General features: G+C 61.1%; 14 protein-coding genes. 8 read left to right on the top strand and 6 right to left on the bottom strand.

What is annotated here, in order from left to right; all coding sequences use genetic code 11:
- Positions 1 to 78: 78 nt before the first annotated feature.
- The 6 genes from gyrB to dnaA form a co-directional block, all read right to left on the bottom strand.
- Positions 79 to 2,136: a DNA topoisomerase (ATP-hydrolyzing) subunit B gene (gyrB, locus tag RTN46_RS02895; RefSeq protein ID WP_312178922.1), complete on the bottom strand. Its 2,058-nt coding sequence runs from the start codon at positions 2,134 to 2,136 to the stop codon at positions 79 to 81.
- Positions 2,137 to 2,418: 282 nt separating this feature from the next.
- Positions 2,419 to 2,958, bottom strand: a complete 540-nt coding sequence (locus RTN46_RS02900; RefSeq protein WP_396157235.1) for a DUF721 domain-containing protein — start codon at positions 2,956 to 2,958, stop codon at positions 2,419 to 2,421.
- Positions 2,942 to 4,126, bottom strand: coding sequence for a DNA replication/repair protein RecF (gene recF, locus RTN46_RS02905; RefSeq protein ID WP_312178923.1), 1,185 nt, complete (start codon positions 4,124 to 4,126; stop codon positions 2,942 to 2,944). Before recF ends, RTN46_RS02900 begins: the two co-directional genes overlap by 17 nt.
- Before the next feature lie 100 nt (positions 4,127 to 4,226).
- Positions 4,227 to 5,189: a phosphogluconate dehydrogenase (NAD(+)-dependent, decarboxylating) gene (gene gnd / locus RTN46_RS02910; protein ID WP_312178924.1), complete on the bottom strand. Its 963-nt coding sequence runs from the start codon at positions 5,187 to 5,189 to the stop codon at positions 4,227 to 4,229.
- Positions 5,190 to 5,257: 68 nt separating this feature from the next.
- Positions 5,258 to 6,382, bottom strand: coding sequence for a DNA polymerase III subunit beta (dnaN, locus tag RTN46_RS02915; RefSeq protein WP_312178925.1), 1,125 nt, complete (start codon positions 6,380 to 6,382; stop codon positions 5,258 to 5,260).
- Positions 6,383 to 6,971: 589 nt separating this feature from the next.
- Positions 6,972 to 8,390, bottom strand: a complete 1,419-nt coding sequence (gene dnaA, locus RTN46_RS02920) for a chromosomal replication initiator protein DnaA (RefSeq protein WP_312178926.1) — start codon at positions 8,388 to 8,390, stop codon at positions 6,972 to 6,974.
- A 462-nt stretch (positions 8,391 to 8,852) separates the two neighbouring features.
- Between dnaA and rpmH the strand changes: the two genes are divergently transcribed.
- The 8 genes from rpmH (at position 8,853) to RTN46_RS02960 (ending at position 14,744) form a co-directional block, all read left to right on the top strand.
- On the top strand, positions 8,853 to 8,990 hold the full coding sequence (gene rpmH / locus RTN46_RS02925; RefSeq protein ID WP_022892375.1) for a 50S ribosomal protein L34: 138 nt from the start codon (positions 8,853 to 8,855) through the stop codon (positions 8,988 to 8,990).
- Between the two features lie 61 nt (positions 8,991 to 9,051).
- Entirely contained in the window at positions 9,052 to 9,399 is a 348-nt protein-coding gene (rnpA, locus tag RTN46_RS02930; RefSeq protein WP_312178927.1) for a ribonuclease P protein component, read from the top strand.
- A gap of 27 nt (positions 9,400 to 9,426) precedes the next feature.
- Positions 9,427 to 9,816: a membrane protein insertion efficiency factor YidD gene (gene yidD / locus RTN46_RS02935; protein ID WP_312178928.1), complete on the top strand. Its 390-nt coding sequence runs from the start codon at positions 9,427 to 9,429 to the stop codon at positions 9,814 to 9,816.
- A 9-nt stretch (positions 9,817 to 9,825) separates the two neighbouring features.
- Entirely contained in the window at positions 9,826 to 10,788 is a 963-nt protein-coding gene (gene yidC / locus RTN46_RS02940; RefSeq protein WP_312178929.1) for a membrane protein insertase YidC, read from the top strand.
- A complete protein-coding gene (locus RTN46_RS02945; protein WP_312178930.1) occupies positions 10,785 to 11,324 on the top strand; it encodes a R3H domain-containing nucleic acid-binding protein in 540 nt (179 codons plus the stop codon). Before yidC ends, RTN46_RS02945 begins: the two co-directional genes overlap by 4 nt.
- A 41-nt stretch (positions 11,325 to 11,365) precedes the next feature.
- Positions 11,366 to 11,995 (top strand): 16S rRNA (guanine(527)-N(7))-methyltransferase RsmG, encoded by a 630-nt coding sequence (gene rsmG / locus RTN46_RS02950; protein ID WP_312178931.1) that lies wholly within the window; start codon positions 11,366 to 11,368, stop codon positions 11,993 to 11,995.
- Between the two features lie 113 nt (positions 11,996 to 12,108).
- Positions 12,109 to 13,242, top strand: coding sequence for a ParA family protein (locus RTN46_RS02955; protein ID WP_396157240.1), 1,134 nt, complete (start codon positions 12,109 to 12,111; stop codon positions 13,240 to 13,242).
- 101 nt (positions 13,243 to 13,343) lie between these two features.
- The gene (locus tag RTN46_RS02960) at positions 13,344 to 14,744 is read left to right on the top strand and encodes a ParB/RepB/Spo0J family partition protein (protein ID WP_312178933.1); all 1,401 of its coding nucleotides are present in this window, start codon (positions 13,344 to 13,346) and stop codon (positions 14,742 to 14,744) included.
- Positions 14,745 to 17,053 lie beyond the last annotated feature (2,309 nt).

A 17,053-nucleotide genomic window follows, 5' to 3' on the forward strand; every position in this document is an offset into this window, starting at 1 on the left:
GTGCGTTCATTGCTCGCCGGGCCAGTTGCTCCGGCTGCCGCTGCTTTCCCCGGCCGCCGCAGCGGCCGGGGAAAAGCATCAGATGTCGAGGAAACGCACATCCTTGGCGTTCTGCTGGATGAAGTTTCGGCGTGATTCGACGTCCTCGCCCATAAGCACCGAGAAGATCTGGTCCGCAGAAGCGGCATCGTCCATGGTGACCTGGAGGAGGGTGCGGTGGTCCGGGTCCATGGTGGTGTCCCAGAGTTCCGTGTAGTCCATTTCACCCAGGCCCTTGTAGCGCTGGATTCCGTTTTCCTTGGGAAGGCGCTGGTTGTTGGCCAGGCCGCGGGCCACGGTCTCGTCCCGTTCCCGGTCGCTGTAGACGTAGTCATGCGGGTGGTTAGACCACTTGATGCGGTACAGCGGCGGCTGTGCCAGGTACACGTAGCCCTGCTCAATCAGCGGGCGCATGTAGCGGAAGAGCAGCGTCAGCAGCAGGGTGGTGATGTGCTGGCCGTCCACGTCTGCATCGGCCATCAGCACAATCTTGTGGTAGCGGGCCTTTTCCACGTCGAAGTCCTCACCGATGCCGGCGCCGAACGCCGTGATCATGGACTGGACTTCGGCGTTGCCGAGGGCTCGGTCCAGCCGGGCGCGTTCAACGTTGAGGATCTTGCCGCGCAGCGGCAGGATTGCCTGGGTCTCCGGGTTGCGGCCGCGGACGGCGGAACCGCCTGCAGAGTCGCCCTCCACAATGTAGATTTCGGACCGGGACGGGTCCTTGGAGGAACAGTCCTTGAGCTTTCCGGGCATACCGCCGGATTCCAGCAGTCCCTTGCGGCGGGTGGATTCGCGGGCCTTGCGCGCGGCCAGCCGGGCCTGGGAAGCCTGGATGGACTTACGGATGACTTCGCGTGCGTTGGTGGGGTTGCGCTCGAGCCAGTCGCCCAGCTGGTCGGTGACCACGCGCTGCACGAACCCCTTGACCTCAGAGTTGCCAAGCTTGGTCTTCGTCTGGCCTTCGAACTGCGGTTCGGCGATCTTCACGGAGATGACGGCGGTGAGGCCCTCACGGATGTCGTCACCGGTGAGGTTGTCATCCTTTTCCTTGATGATGTTCTTCTCGCGGGCGTAGCGGTTGATCAGCGAGGTCATGGCTGCACGGAAGCCTTCTTCGTGCGTGCCGCCCTCATGGGTATTGATCGTGTTCGCGTAGGTGTGGACGCTCTCGGAGTACGACGTCGTCCACTGCAGGGCCATTTCAACGGCCATCTTCTTGTCATTGTCTTCGGTTTCGAAGGCAATGATGTCGTCGTGGATGACGTCGACCTTTTTGGAGCTGTTCAGGTGCTGGACGTAGTCCAGCAGGCCGTTGGCATACATGTAGTCCACGGTGCGGTGCTTCGGCGCGTTGTCAGCGGAGTCGGCGTCGTCTTCGGCTATCTCCGCGACGGTTTCATCGGCGGCACGCTCATCGGTGAGCACAATGCGCAGGCCCTTGTTCAGGAACGCCATCTGCTGGAACCGTGCGCGCAGCGTCTCGAAGTCGAACTCCGTCGATTCGAAGATCTCCGGGTCCGGGTAGAAGGTCTGAGTGGTACCGGTTTCCTCGGTGGCGTCGCCCTGGCGCAGCCCGCCAACGGGGTGGCCGCCGTTTTCGAAGGTCTGCCGCCAGACAAAGCCCTGACGCTTGATTTCGGTTTCCACCCGGGAGGAGAGGGCGTTGACAACGGAGATACCCACGCCGTGCAGGCCACCGGACACGGCGTAACCGCCGCCGCCGAATTTGCCGCCGGCGTGCAGGATGGTCATCACAACCTGGACCGTGGGGATGTTTTCCGTCGGGTGCAGATCCACCGGGATGCCGCGGCCGTTGTCGGTGACCCGGACGCCGCCGTCGGCCTGGAGGGTCACATCGATGCGGTCGCAGTAGCCGGCGAGGGCTTCATCCACCGAGTTGTCCACCACTTCGTAAACCAGGTGGTGCAGGCCGCGGGGACCGGTGGAGCCGATGTACATGCCCGGGCGCTTACGGACGGCTTCCAGGCCTTCCAGCACAGTAATCTCGTTGGCGCCGTATTCGTGCGGGGCCTGAGGTTCGCTGTTTTCCTGGGGGGCGGGCTCCGTGTTGTTTAGCTCATTGTCGTTAGCCACAGGTGCTGTCGACTCCTCTTGTGTCGGTCAGAATTTGGCACCCTGTCCAGCGGGAGAGGGCGCCTCTGCTACCAATTCTACCGTGCTAAGGGTATCTTTGCGCGCCAAAACACCCCACCAGCGGCCACTAAAGCGGGTTTTGAGCCATTTTCTTGCCGTCCGATGAGGCCCGATACGTCCGGAGGGTTTTTCACCCCGCTAAGCACCGCGCAGCGGGTGTGAAGGAGAGCATAAACGCGGTCATATATCAATGACTTTTTTTCACATGCACACCAGCAATCCCTAGCCGTAGGTATCCCGCGGTCCCCTGCCTTTGACGCTGCGCAGTCCCTTGCGCCAGTTCGGTGCTGCGGGCCCGATCACCTCGATGCGCGTGACGACGCCGGCGCCCAGCTCGGCGTCGAACCGGGCAATCAGCGTGGAACGCAGCAGGCGCAGCTGCGTGGCCCAGGCGGTCGAGTCACAGCGGACCTGAACCGTGGTGTCGGAGAAGGATTCCGGTTTGCAGTGAGCGCTGACATCCGGGCCCACCAGCTCCTCCCACCGGGAAATCACGGAACCGACGGCTACGGGTGAGTTCCAGCCGCGCTCATTGACGAAGCGGCTAAAGACCTTGCCCAGTCCCTGCGGATCCCGTCCGGTGTACTCCCCGGGGATAAAAGGGGTCTGCCGGCGTTGTCCCTGCTTGCGGCGGCTCACCGGCACCCGCTGGTTACCGCGTGACTGAGCCGCCTCGCGCATCCGGTTCAGCTGTTCCCTGGCCGCATCCGGACGGTCATCGCCGGATCCATCCGGCTGGGGGGTGTCATCCGGTGGCAACACTGACGCCTCCCGGAATCACCGGTATCTGTTCACCGGATAGGGCGGCAGGGATGTCCTCCGCCACCGCGGCGGTCACCAGCACCTGTTCGGCGCCGGCCACAATGTCCGACAGCCGCTCCCGGCGGCTGGAATCGAGTTCGGCAAAGACGTCGTCCAGAATCAGGATGGGACCCGATCCGGGGGTGTCGTCGTCGTCCCGCAGCAGGTAGTAGGAGGCCAGCCGCATGGCCAGCGCCAGTGACCAGGTTTCGCCGTGGGAGGCATAGCCCTTGGCCGGTGCCTGCCCGAGCACAAGCTCCACTTCGTCCCGGTGTGGCCCAACCAGGGAGATCCCGCGGTCAATTTCACGCTTCCGGTTGGCGGCGAACGCCTGCAGGAATCTCTCCTGCAGTTCTTCCTGTCCCAGCCCCAGCAGGTCGGCGGAATCCGCGGGCCCGTCGGCGGCGCCGTCGTCGTCCACCTGTCCCAGCAGGGTTGAGCGGTAGACGCCGCGGGCAGCCTTTGAACCGTCGGTCAGGTCTTTGTAGGCACCCTCAAGGTGGGGGCTGAGCCGATCCATGGCCTGTAGGCGTGCTGCAACCAGCTGCGCTCCGGCGGCCGCCATGTGGTGGTCCCATACTTCCAGCGTCGCCTCGTGGGCGGAGGTGAACCGGCCGCTGGTCCGGGCCGATTTCAACAGCGCATTGCGTTGTTTGAGAACACGTTCATAGTCGGCGCGGGTCGCTGCATGCCGGGGCAGGAGCGAAACGATCAGGTCATCCAGGAACTTGCGGCGGGCGGAAGGATCGCCCTTGACCAAGGCAAGGTCCTCCGGTGCAAAAAGCACCGTGCGGCAGATGCCAAGGATGTCCCGGGCGCGGACCGGATTGGCACGGTTGATCCTGGCCCGGTTGGCGCGGCCAGGATTGATTTCGACTTCCAGCGCCGTCGCTTGCTTTCCGCGGACTACCCGGGCCCGGACCAGGGCCTGTTCCGCGTCGAAGGCCACCAGCGGGGCATCGGAACTGACCCGGTGGGAGGACAACGAGGCGAGGTAACCAATGGACTCGACGATGTTGGTCTTACCTGTGCCGTTGGGCCCAACGAAGACGCTCACACCGGGTTTCAGGCTCAGGTCAAGCTGCCCGTAGCTGCGGAATCCCGTCAGCGAAAGGTAATCAACGTACACGCTGCTCCACCTGGTATTTCCATCCTGTCCGTTTACTCAAGTCCGTTCCGGCCTGACACCGGCCCCTGTGTTTCCGGGTCCGCCACCAGCCTACCGTCAGCTATTCGGGTCCGCCGGAGTCCCCGACCGCCTGCTCTGCAGCACTTGGCGCCGCACCGGTCTCACCGGCGTCGACGGCCGATTCGGCCGGTTTCACGGCATGACCGCCGAACTGCCCGCGAAGCGCAGCCACCAGTTTCATGGCGGGGGAATCCTCCTGCCTGGAGGCAAACCGGGCGAACACGGCGGCAGCGATTGCCGGGGTTGGAACTTCGGCCTTCATGGCTTCCTCGACGGTCCAGCGGCCCTCGCCGGAATCTTCCACATAACCAGCTACCCGGGTGAGGCCCGGATCGTCCTCGAGCGCATGGACGGCCAGTTCCAAAAGCCAGGAACGGATTACGGTTCCTTCCTGCCAGGCTCGCAGGATGCCCGGAACATCATTGACGTTTTCCTGCGCGGCGAGCAGTTCGTAGCCTTCGGCGTAGGCCTGCATCAGCCCGTATTCGATCCCGTTGTGCACCATTTTGGCGTAGTGCCCGGCACCTGTGGCACCTGCGTGGACGAAGCTGTCTGCCCGCGCACCGGACGGACGCAGTGCGTCAAAGACCGGCATGGCCTCAGCGACGTCGGTGGGGTCGCCGCCGACCATAAGGGCGTAGCCGTTGTCCTTGCCCCAGACGCCTCCGGAAACACCGCAGTCCAGATACCTGATCCCCTCGGAACCCAGTTTGTCGGCATGTAGCTGGTCCTCGGTGTAGCGGGAGTTGCCTCCCTCGATCACCAGGTCCCCTGCGGAAAGCAGCTCCGAAAGATCGTTGATGACCGCAGCCGTGGTTTCACCGCTCGGAACCATAACCCACGCGATGCGCGGTGCCGGCAGCACCGCGGCGAGTTCCGTCAGGGACCCAACGTCGCTCACGACGGGGTTCCTGTCGAACCCCGTCACCTGGATTCCGTTTCGCCTCAGCCGCTCACGCATGCTGAAACCCATTTTTCCCAGTCCGATAAGGCCAATGTGCATGTCGGTTCCTCTCTCCATTGTCCACGCGGGGTGGACGGAAAAGGCTCTCGAGATGCCGTTGAAAGCCTTTACTGGTTCGGCAGGCGCACCGGCATCAACAGGTACCGGTAGTCTTCCTGGTCGTCTCCGGTGAGTTCGTCCTGCGCGGATATCACCGCAGGTTTCGGCGGGGTGGTGAAGGAAAAGCGCACATACTTGCTCGGGAAAGCGCCCAGGCCCTCGCTGAGGTAGTGCGGGTTGAAGGCCACCGTGATCTCGTCGCCGACCAGGGAAGCTTCAAGTGCTTCGGAAGCCTGGGCATCTTCACCGGTTCCGGCGTCGAGGGTTACCTGTCCGTCCGTGAAGGCCAGGCGAACCGGGGTGTTGCGTTCGGCAACCAGGGAAACACGGCGGACTGCCTCCACCAGGGCATGCGTTTCCACAGTGGCATGGATGGGCGTGTTATCGGGGAAGAGGGAACGGATCTTCGGGTAGTCGCCGTCGACCAGCAACGAGGTGGTGCGCCGTCCGCCGCTTTCAAAGCCGATCAGTTCGCTGTCACCGGAAAGGGCGATGTTCAGGTCTCCGCCGCCGCCAAGAGTCTTGGCAACTTCGTTCAGGGTCTTAGCCTTCACCAACGCACTGGTGGAAATTCCGGGTGTCGCCGGCTTCCAGGGGAGTTCGCGGAGGGCAAGCCGGTAACGGTCGGTGGCCAGGAAGGTGATGAGGTCGTCTTCGATCTCCATGCGGACACCGGTCAGGATCGGCAGGGTGTCGTCCCGGCTGGCGGCGATGATCACCTGGGATACCGCCTGGGCGAAGGCATCGCCGTCCACGACTCCGCTGACATCGGGGAGCGCCGGAAGTTCGGGGTATTCGGAAACAGGCATGGTGGCCAGGTTGAACCGGCTGTTCCGGCAGGTGAGGGTCACCTTCGAACCGTCTGTTTCGACGTCGACCGGGGCCGAAGGGAGGCTGCGGCAGATCTCTGCCAACAGGCGGCCGGATACCAGGATGGTGCCTTCATCGGAGATGTCGGCCGGGATCTGCAGGCGTGCCGAGATCTCGTAATCAAAGCTGGCAATGCTCAAGGAGCCGGATTCGGCCTTGATCAGCAGCCCGGAAAGGACAGGGACCGGCGGACGGGGTGAGAGGGACCGTGCTGTCCAGGTAACCGCCTCGGCCAGGACATCCCGCTCAACTCTGAACTTCACTGCAGGGTGCCGCCTTTCACAACGTACTTATCAGTACTACTGAAATTTCATGAACACGTGAGGGAGCATCTCGGGCGGCCAGGACGCCCGGGCTGCCCGTTGGGAATCACAACAATACCCTGTGTCAGCTTACCGCCGGCAGGCAGTCTCCGCAGGGGTGCGGAGACAGAGCTGCAGAGCACCCGCGTTGGGAAGGGACACAGCTGCTTTTGACGGAGGGACCAACGGCGGTCCAGGAGGTTTTTCCAGGACGAAGGACGGCCCGAAGGGAACGTCGGATGTTTGGCGCAGAAGGTCGGATGTTATTTGGTGGAACCCAAATTCTTAAGATTCGTAGTGTTAATAACGCCTGTGGATACTGTGGATAAGTCGTCTCATCGTGGCGGTCCGGCGTTTTAAGCCTGTTGATAACCTGTGGACGCTCAGCCTACCCGCCGTGTGCAGCTGTTGGGAACTATTTTGTAATTCCGCGTATCCACAGGCCAATCCCCGCCACTGGGAGTTGTCCACCGGGTTATCCACACCCTTGTCCACATGTGTTAATTTCGAGCCCCTTCGGGGCCCTTACATCCGCGCCATGACGCGGATTTTATGCTTCGCGCTGCTGCTGCTTAATGCGGTTGGTCAGCTCAGTGACCTGGTTGTAGATGGCTCGGCGTTCAGCCATGAGCTCACGGATTTTACGGTCGGCATGGATCACGGTGGTGTGATCACGGCCGCCAAGTTCCTGGCCGATCTTCGGAAGCGACATATCCGTCAGTTCACGGCACAGGTACATGGCGATCTGCCGGGCGGTGACCAGGGTCCGGGTGCGGGACTTGCTGCACAGTTCCTCCAGGCTGATCTGGAAGTACGCGGCGGTCTGACCGAGGATCGAAGCCGCAGTAATTTCCTGGGCCCCGTCGTCCGTAATCAAGTCCTTGAGGACAATCTCCGCGAGGCCGACGTCGACCTGCTGCCGGTTCAGGCTGGCGAACGCCGTGACCCGGATCAGCGCTCCCTCCAGTTCGCGGATGTTCGTGGAGATTTTCGATGCGATGTATTCAAGGACATCGTCCGGTGCGCTGAGGGAATCGCCGATGGCCTTTTTGCGCAGAATCGCAATACGCGTTTCCAGTTCCGGCGGCTGCACATCTGTCAGCAGGCCCCACTCGAAACGTGAACGCATCCGTTCCTCAAAGCCGGAAAGCTGCTTGGGGGGCAGGTCGGAGGTGATGACCACCTGCTTGTTGTGGTTGTGCAGCGCGTTGAAGGTGTGGAAGAACTCTTCCTGCGTCGCATCCTTGTTCGCCAGGAACTGGATGTCGTCAATAAGCAGGATGTCGACGTTGCGGTAGAGCTGCTTGAAGCTGGCGCCCTCGTCGTAGCGGATGGAGTTGATGAAGTCATTGGTGAACTCTTCGGAATTTACGTACCGCACCCGGATGCCGGTATAGAGGTGCCGGGCATAGTGTCCGATGGCGTGAAGCAGGTGGGTCTTGCCCAGTCCAGAATCGCCGTAAATAAACAACGGGTTGTAGGCCTTCGCCGGAGCTTCGGCCACGGCCACGGCAGCGGCGTGGGCAAACCGGTTAGAGGAACCGATGACAAAAGTCTCAAAAACGTACTTGGGGTTCAGCCGGCCAAACTCATGCGAAGTGCTCGGCGGAGTCGGGGACGGTGCGCTCTCGCCGGTCGGGACGGGGGACGGCGCAGGTTCTTCGGGCTCGGGCTCCGGTTCTGCCTTGGCCACGGGAGTCAGATCGGCGTCGATCACGAAGGCGCACTGGATGTCCGCCTGAAAGACGGTCTTAAGGACTTCGTCGAGGATGTTCTTCAGCTGGGTCTGCAGGACCTCGCGGGTCAGTTCATTGGGAACGGCGACCAGAAGGGTGGTACCGATCAGGCCCTGAGCTTGGGCCAGGACCACGAATCCGCGCTGGCGGGGAGAAACCCTGTCATCGGATTCCAGCGTCCTGATGACCTTGCGCCAGGAGCTGCCGACATCGTTGATTTCGTCCGTACCCACAAAAACCTCTCGTGACGCCCCTGAAGGGAGTTCTAAGAAACCGGAATCCAGGCCTGGATCCCGAAGGTTCATCCACAGAGTTATGCACAGTCGTGGATAAATGACCCAGCGCCAAGCCTAGAGCATCAATTCGGCTGTCGGTAGCTGGAATCCGGCGCCCCTGCGTGACTTGGGGCGGGACTCACACTACGCTTCGGGGAACCGGCTGCGGCACTTGTCCACAGGTGTGGAAGAAACGGTATGAACAACCCGTGCACTCCCAGTTTGACTGGCAACGGGGTCTCACCTAACGTTGAGTAGTCCTTTGTGTCTGCTATCTGCACTCATTCATGCCCTTCAGGGTTCTGGGAATCAGGGTCCAGGTCCGGGTTGAGCGTAGTCAGTCACATGAAATGAGCAGCCGCTTGCGCTTTCCCCCTTGATGCAGCAAGCGCCAGCGCAGATTGTCTTGGAGTAACCACCGTGAGCAAGCGGACTTTTCAGCCGAATAACCGCCGTCGTGCCAAGAAGCACGGCTTCCGCCTTCGCATGCGCACCCGTGCCGGCCGTGCCATTCTTTCCGCACGCCGTGGCAAGGGCCGTACCGAACTGTCGGCATAAAACTGCCTTAGGTTTGCCGATGCTGCCTCCGCAGCTCTGTCCCCCCGTCCTGGCGTCCTGAATGTTGGCCGCGAGGAACCGGGTGCGTTCGTCGGCGGATTTTTCCCATACTGTACGTTCCGGTGCCCGAAGTGGGCGCCGGAACGTAGTCTTATACGCAGTGCCTAACCCGGCCGCGCCCACGCGCGTCGGGTTCATTGTGTCGAAAGCCGTCGGGAACGCCGTGACACGTAACCTCGTTAAGAGAAGACTGAGGGAAGCAGCAGCGCAGAGCCTGGCCGACCACCCCACGGGGCTGGACATTGTTGTCAGGGCACTGCCGTCGGCGGCATCGGCATCGTGGGCGCAATTGAGTGCCGACTACGCTGGTGCCCTCTCTGCATGCATCGGCAAGCTTTCTCGGCAGTGACCACAAAGGTGAGGGAGGGGGCAAAAGATGGGCCGCACCGGTAGCAAACCGGCGAAGGCGTCTTTTACCGCTGCCATTTTCCTTTCACTTGTGCGTTTTTTCTGGCACCTTCCCCGGACTGTTCTAATCGGACTTCTGATCGCGTACCGCAAGGTGGTGTCCCCGCTTTACGGTCCTGTGTGCCGCTTCTTTCCATCATGTTCGGCATACGCCCTTGAAGCCGTCACCGTCCACGGTGCCGTCAAGGGCTCGTGGCTCGCTGCGCGGCGGCTTATCCGCTGCCATCCCTGGAACGACGGCGGAGTGGACCATGTGCCCGAAGGCCACCGGACCTGGCCGCAGGAATCGGTCCCCAGGATTATTGTGCTGAATCATCCCGTGATTCCAGCAGACGAAGACAGCCGCTCGGCGGCTTGAGGAGAGTAAATGGGTTTCTTCGAAACGATACTGTTCCCCTTCAAGTGGGTGGTGTCATGGATCATGTGGATCTTCCACGAGGGATTCGTATTCCTCGGAATGGATGCCGCATCCGGTTGGACCTGGACACTGTCCATCATCGGCCTGGTGATCGTTATCCGGGCCGCGCTGATTCCTGTCTTCGTGAAGCAGATCAAGGCCCAGCGGGGCATGCAGTCCCTGCAGCCGGACCTGCGTAAGCTCCAGCAGAAGTACAAGGGCAAGACAGACCAGCTATCGCGCCAGGCAATGACGCAGGAGCAGATGGCGCTGTACAAGAAGCACGGGACTAACCCGTTCGCGGCTTGCCTGCCCATGCTGATCCAGATGCCGTTCTTCTTTGCACTGTTCCAGGTGCTCAACGGCGTCTCCAGCGCCAGCGCAGGCGGAGAGGGTATTGGTGCCCTGACCCCGGCCGCCATCACGCAGTTCGATGAAGCGACCATTCTCGGCGCGCCGCTTTCCTCTTCGCTGCTGCACGGCTTCGGCACCGAAGGCCACGTGTCCGTCGTCGTCCTCTCGGTCATCATGATCATCGCCATGACGGCGTCGCAGTTCATCACGCAGAAGCAGATCATGTCGAAGAACATGTCTGAAGAGGCGCTGCAGAGCCCGTTCATGCGCCAGCAGAAGATGATGCTCTATGTACTGCCCCTCGTCTTCGGCATCGGCGGCATCAACTTCCCCATTGGTGTCCTCATCTACTGGACCACCACAAACCTGTGGACCATGGCGCAGCAGTTCTTCGTCATCCGCCGGATGCCCACGCCGGGTTCCCCGGCAGCGAAGGCTCTCGCCGAGCGGCGCGCCCGCAAGGGACTGCCGATGGTTCCCCTGCTGGGCGAGAAGAAGTCCGAGCCGGTTGAAGAAGTCCCCGCACTGTCCAAGGCCCAGCGTCAGCAGCCCCAGCGCAAGAACAGGAAGAAAAGATGAGCACTGAGCACGTCGAAGAGTCTGTGGAAGAACTGCCGGAGCCCACTGAGAGCGGGGCTGCCGGCCGCCTGGAGGAAGAGGGCGACGTCGCCGCTGACTACCTCGAAGAGCTGCTGGACATCGCCGACATCGATGGTGACATCGACATCGAAGTCCGCAGCGGCCGCACCTACATTTCCGTGGTTTCCGAAGACGGCGGTGACTCGGGGCTCCAGTCACTTGTTGGCCAGGACGGTGAGGTCCTCGAAGCCCTCCAGGAGCTGACCCGGCTCTCGGTGCTGACAGCAACGGACAACCGCTCGCGCCTGGTGCTGGATATCTCCGGCTACCGCAAGGAGCGCAGCGAGGAACTGCACCGGATCGCCGAAGACGCGGTTTCCCGGGCCAAGACGTCCGGTACGGACATCGCCCTGGCTCCGATGAGCGCCTACGAACGGAAAATCGTCCACGACGCCGTTGCGGAGCTTGGTCTTCTGAGCGAGTCCGAGGGTGAAGGATCCTCCCGCCATATTGTGGTGTCCCTCACCGATTCCTAGGTCATAGGGCCGGATTTTCGCTAAGACAAGGATCTGTTTTCGTGGTTGAAATTACGCCTGCCGAGCACGAGGCGGCGGTCAAGGTATTCGGTCAGCGGCTGCCGCTGGCTGAGCGCTATGTGGAGCATCTGGCCACGTCCGGGATGGAACGCGGGCTGCTGGGTCCGCGCGAAGTTCCGCGTCTTTGGAGCAGGCATGTGCTGAACTGTGCGGTCGTCGCGGACCTGATCCCGGACTCCAGCAAGGTAGCCGATGTCGGTTCCGGTGCGGGTCTTCCAGGGTTGTGCCTGGCGATTGCCCGTCCCGACCTGCAGATGACCCTGATTGAGCCCCTGGAACGCCGGGTGATCTGGCTCAACGAGGTCATTGATGACCTGGGACTGGAAAACGTAGTGGTGATCCGTGGACGTGCCGAGCAGGTGGTTGGGACAGTCGACGTCGACGTCGTAACCGCCCGTGCCGTCTCCGCACTGTCCGGCCTTGCGGGGCTGACGATTCCGCTGCTGAACGGGCACGGTGAAGTGCTGGCCATCAAGGGCCGCAGCGCCGCGGAAGAAATTGCAAAGGCCGCGAAGCAGATCCGCCGGCTGGGTGGAAAGGAAACCTCGGTGGTCACGGCCGGCGAGGATGTGCTTGAAGAACACACCACCGTCGTCCGGATTGTGGTGTAGGGCCTGAACGCGTTTTTATACATGCCCCGACCGATCCGGGGTTTTGGCGGGGCAGCCGATAGGCTAGTGGCAGTGATGCCTTATGTTGTGAAAGTGAGCATGTCCAGGTGAGTGTGCGCGATTCTGCCGCAAAACGAATTCCCCCCTTTGCTGCACTGGGTTCTGCGTTCTCTTCCCCGTTTTCAAGGAATCAACCGGAAAAAGTTTCAGAACCAGAGGCTCCCTTGCCTGTTTCACGTGAAACAGGCGATGCTGTTGCAACGTTGTCTGCCGGCGCATCCCTTGTGCCTGTTCCCGAGACCAGTGAAGGTGGTGTAGCCGGCCAGGCGGTGGTTCCGTCGGAGTCGGTAGACGTTATGGATCTGATGGACGAGAGCACACCACTGGCCCGCGAGCTCGCCAGCGAAAACCGGCGCCGTGAGCGGCTCCGCGGACGAGTACTGCCGCGCCCGGCCGAAACCCGCATCATGACGGTTAGTAACCAAAAGGGTGGCGTGGGCAAGACGACCACCACGGTCAACTTGGCTGCGGGCCTGGCAACTGCCGGCCTTAACGTGCTCGTCATCGACATTGATCCGCAGGGCAATGCCTCCACGGCTCTCGGAATCGATCACCGGGCCGAGGTTGAGAGCATTTATGATGTGCTGATCGATGACCTTCCCTTGGGCAAGGTTGTTGCCCAATGCCCGGATATCCAGAACCTGATCTGTGCGCCGGCGACGATCCACCTGGCCGGTGCGGAAATTGAACTGGTTTCGCTCGTGGCCCGGGAGCAGCGGCTCCGCCGCGCCATCGACGTCTATGCCGCGGAGCGCAAGAAGGCCGGAGAAGAGCGGCTGGACTACATCTTCATTGACTGCCCGCCAAGCCTTGGCCTGTTGACTGTCAACGCCTTTGTCGCCGCGAAAGAAGTCCTCATCCCGATCCAGTGCGAGTACTACGCGCTTGAGGGACTGAGCCAGCTGCTGAAGAACATTGAGATGATCCAGAAGCACCTGAATGCTGAATTGGTTGTTTCCACGATCCTGCTCACGATGTATGACGGCCGCACCAACCTGGCAGCACAGGTCGCAGCCGAGGTCCGCGAACACTTCCCGGAGCAGGTGCTCAACGCCGTCGTACCGCGTTCTGTCCGCATCTCAGAGGCTCCCAGCTACCAGCAGACCGTGATGACCTACGACCCGTCATCCAGTGGTGCGCTGTCCTATCTGGAAGCTGCCGCTGAAATCGCCCAGCGTTCAGCCTAGACACCCCGACAGGGATGCCGGGTGTTCCAACTGACGAACCGTAGAATACTCTCACAATCAATCCATGCCGCTTGCTGTGTGCATAAGGGAAGGACTTACCCATGACCGAGAAGCGTCGGGGTTTGGGCCGGGGTCTGGGCGCATTGATTCCCAGTAGTGCCGAGACTCCTGAGACAACTGATACCTCCCAGAATGTGCGCGGCGGACGGCCTGTAGATCTGTTCTTCGCTGCCGCCAGCGATGAGGTGGCGCCTGGCCGCGCCGCTGGTGCCCGACGTGGTGCCGGGATCAACAAGGAGGCTCTCCGCGCTCCGGCGCCTAAAAAGCCTGCCGGCCGTGCTGCATCCGCCCGCTCAACCACGTCGCGGTCAAAAGCCAAGGCTGCGGTCGACGACGCTGCGCTGCTCCCCGTATCCGGAGAGCCTGAGGCGAAGAAAGCGTCCAATGCACCCGTGAAGCCGGCGGGGAAGGTCGACAAGACTGCTGAGGAGGCCGCCGCTAGGCCTGTCAGCAAGCCCGCTGCGGCCCGCAAGCGCTCCGTTGCATCGGATACCCCGGCTTCTGCAGCTGACGTCGCTGAAGCAGGGCCTATGGCTCAGGAGGCACCTGTTGAGCCCTCGGCTGTACCTGAGGTTCCGGACGCCCCTGAATCGGATGTTTCACGTGAAACGTTGATGGAAGTGCCGGGCGCCAGCTTCGCTGAGCTCGCCATTGATTCCATCCACCCCAACCGAAAGCAACCGCGAAGTGTCTTCGATGAAGAGGACATGTCCGAGCTTGTGCACTCCATCCGTGAGATCGGCGTACTCCAGCCGATTGTGGTGCGGCCCTCTGCCGAAGGCGACGCGGAACACCCCTATGAACTGGTCATGGGTGAACGGCGTTGGCGGGCAAGCCGTGAAGCCGGTCTTGCTTTTGTGCCGGCGATCATTCGGTCTACCCAGGACGTAGACCTCCTCCGTGATGCACTGCTGGAGAACCTGCACCGCAGTCAACTGAATCCGCTAGAAGAGGCAGCGGCTTACCAGCAGCTTCTGGATGACTTCGAATGCTCGCACGAAGAGCTGGCGGAGCGCATTGGTCGCTCGCGTCCGCAGATTTCCAACACTCTTCGGTTGATGAAGCTTCCGCCGCTGGTGCAGCGCCGTTTGGCGGCCGGGGTTTTGTCCGCTGGACATGCCCGTGCACTGCTGGGTCTCAATGATCCCGCCGAGATGGAAAAACTGGCACAGAAGATTGTGGCGGAGGGTATGTCCGTCCGGGCTACCGAAGAAGTTGTGTCAATGTCTGACGGCCTGCGCCGTCCCGCGAAAGACGCCAAGCCAAACGTTGGTGCACGCCACGAACGCCTGGACTACCTGGCAAACTCGCTCTCAGACCGCCTGGATACCAATGTGAAGATCACACTGGGGGCCCGGAAGGGTAAGGTCAGCATTGAGTTCGCCAGCGTCGATGACCTGAACCGCATCATGACTGTCTTGAATCCCACTCCTGCTGAGTAGTCTTCTCGGGAAGGGCGCCTGTTTCACGTGAAACAGGCGCCCTTCTTTTTTGGATGGGTCTACTAGCCATGCCAACTCCTGGACTGTTGCTGTATTCGGGGCCGTAGGTGGTGCCGTTTACTTGGTGGGTGATGCGCCTTTGCCTGCCTGGGTAAGCAACAAGCCCGCTTTGAGCGCCTTCTGGCTTTTACGGGAGTGATCCAGGACATTGGATTGAATAAACACTCGCGAAACACGGCCATGTTTCACGTGAAACCGATATTTTCCCTGATCCACTGTTCCCCAAAAATTGTCTAGGTGGTGAGTACCTGTCGGCGCGCGGCTCAGAGCGTAGGCGGACGCCCAACTTCAAGGCTCTGAGCAATTGATACGAGTTGTGTGTAAGGCTCAAGTCTCGTCCCATTAGTCTTCTCTTCGACAGAACAATCGTGCGCAGATCGTGAGACGGTATCTCCACTAGCTCCTTGCCTGGACAGCTAGGGGCACGTGGCGATGCCAGCCCACCCACCAAATGCGAGAGCGGAAACTAGAAAGTCTGCCCTGAACCGAACCTCGATGTTCGTCTTCCGCGCATCCCTGTCTGGCTCCCACTGACGTACGACTAGGAGCGTTTCACGTGAAACACTCATAGCCGAACAGGGCGTTTCACGTGAAATGCCGACAGGGCAAGACTGCTCGGCTTATCGGTAGAACCCGTGGTCTGCTTATTCCTAGTGCCCCGCACTGAGAGGGGCCTCGAATTTTGTGGCTACTCTTGTCCTGGGTTCCAAGGGATCAAAGCCCGCACAGTGTCTCCAAAGTGTCTGGCTGACGGGGTGGAATGCCATTCCGACATCAGTAGGGACTTTACGGCTAGCTCAGGAGGTCCGTTTCACGTGGAACACATAAGTAAAACACCTCGTTGTGCGGAGCCGGAAAGGGCCAAGTGGTGTCGATACCTGACCGCACATACCGCGTTACGTGGATGCATGTTCGTTCGGATAGGTGTGATTGCGACCTAGATGGGTGTGATTGCGACCTACTGGGGGCAGCTCACTGGATTGCACTACTTCCGATCGATGGTCACAACAACCCTTTGGCAACCAGGAATAGTTGTGGAATCCGCCGATGACGGAAAGACGTAGAACCTGCGCGCTGGCGGACTTACCAGGCGCAAAGCCTTCACGGGCATAAGAACAGGGGCGCAGCATATCCGGGACAGACGCGGACGGTCCGTTTCACGTGAAACGGCAGCGGCCTTCCTTCATTTGAACTCCCAATCCTCCGGCCAAGCAGACACTCAGAACGCTTCTGCAAATGGCAGGTGTTCTCCATGTTGAAGCACGAATTTGGCAGGTTGCACTGCAGCCTGTTCCCGCAGGCGTTGGGTGCGACACCGGTATACGTTCTCCAGGGGCCCGGTGCTACATGGAATGACGGCGGCACCACCCGCGGTCACGCCAGATGAGCCGGGGGTGGGGGGCATCCGAAGAACGGATGGTCGAATGGCTAGATGGCTGGCAGTGCGGACACCAGTTTCCTCTCCATTGGATGCACGTGTAATCGTTTGGCGAATCAGCCACACAGTACCGCCGGCCTGAACTGGAGCGCTGTGCGCAACAAAGAAGAATCAGGATTCAGAACAAACAAAAAGCCCGGTCAGAGCCGGGGAGCTATATTTTTGGTGGAATCGGAGGAATCGGAGGAACCGTGGTGCATCAGCGTATCAGTTGAGGGGGCATCACGGAATGTCTGAGGAAAAGAGGAGCAGCCGTCTTTGGGTCTTTGTGCCGAGGTACGTGATGGGTCGGTGTCCCGGAGGACAGTCCTTCTGGCGGGTTACCTCCCCAGGTCCAGGCATTGCCGGCTTGCTCCACCCGACTGTTTATGTGCCTGCCATGCCGCGTTTGTTTCACGTGAAACGGTAGCCGCGGAAGTGCCGGTGATGCCCGGCTCCCATGGATGCCGTACTTCTGCTCCGGGGCCTAGTTTCATAGGATCGCTGCACAGCTCGACCATCAGCGATGACCGAGCACTTCGGCGAGTGTTTGGTCGCAAGATTCACATGATCCGGGCATCCGGCAGCACAGAGGGATTCTTGTGCCGCCGGAATGGCAAGGCGATGTCTGATCCTTAGCGCCGCGCCAGGGCCCTCTGCTTGCGTTTCACGTGAAACACAAGCTTCCACGTACTCGACTTTCTGGGAGGTACTGCGGTTCTCAGATCGGGGGTTCCCTTCCGTGCGCTGCACCTATGTCCATGCCTATGCTGAGCCCTGAGCCCTGAGCCCTGAGCCCTGAGCCCTGAGCCCTGAGCCCTGAGCCCTGAGC

Source organism: Arthrobacter sp. (assembly GCF_031988865.1).
GTDB lineage: Bacteria > Actinomycetota > Actinomycetes > Actinomycetales > Micrococcaceae > Arthrobacter_B.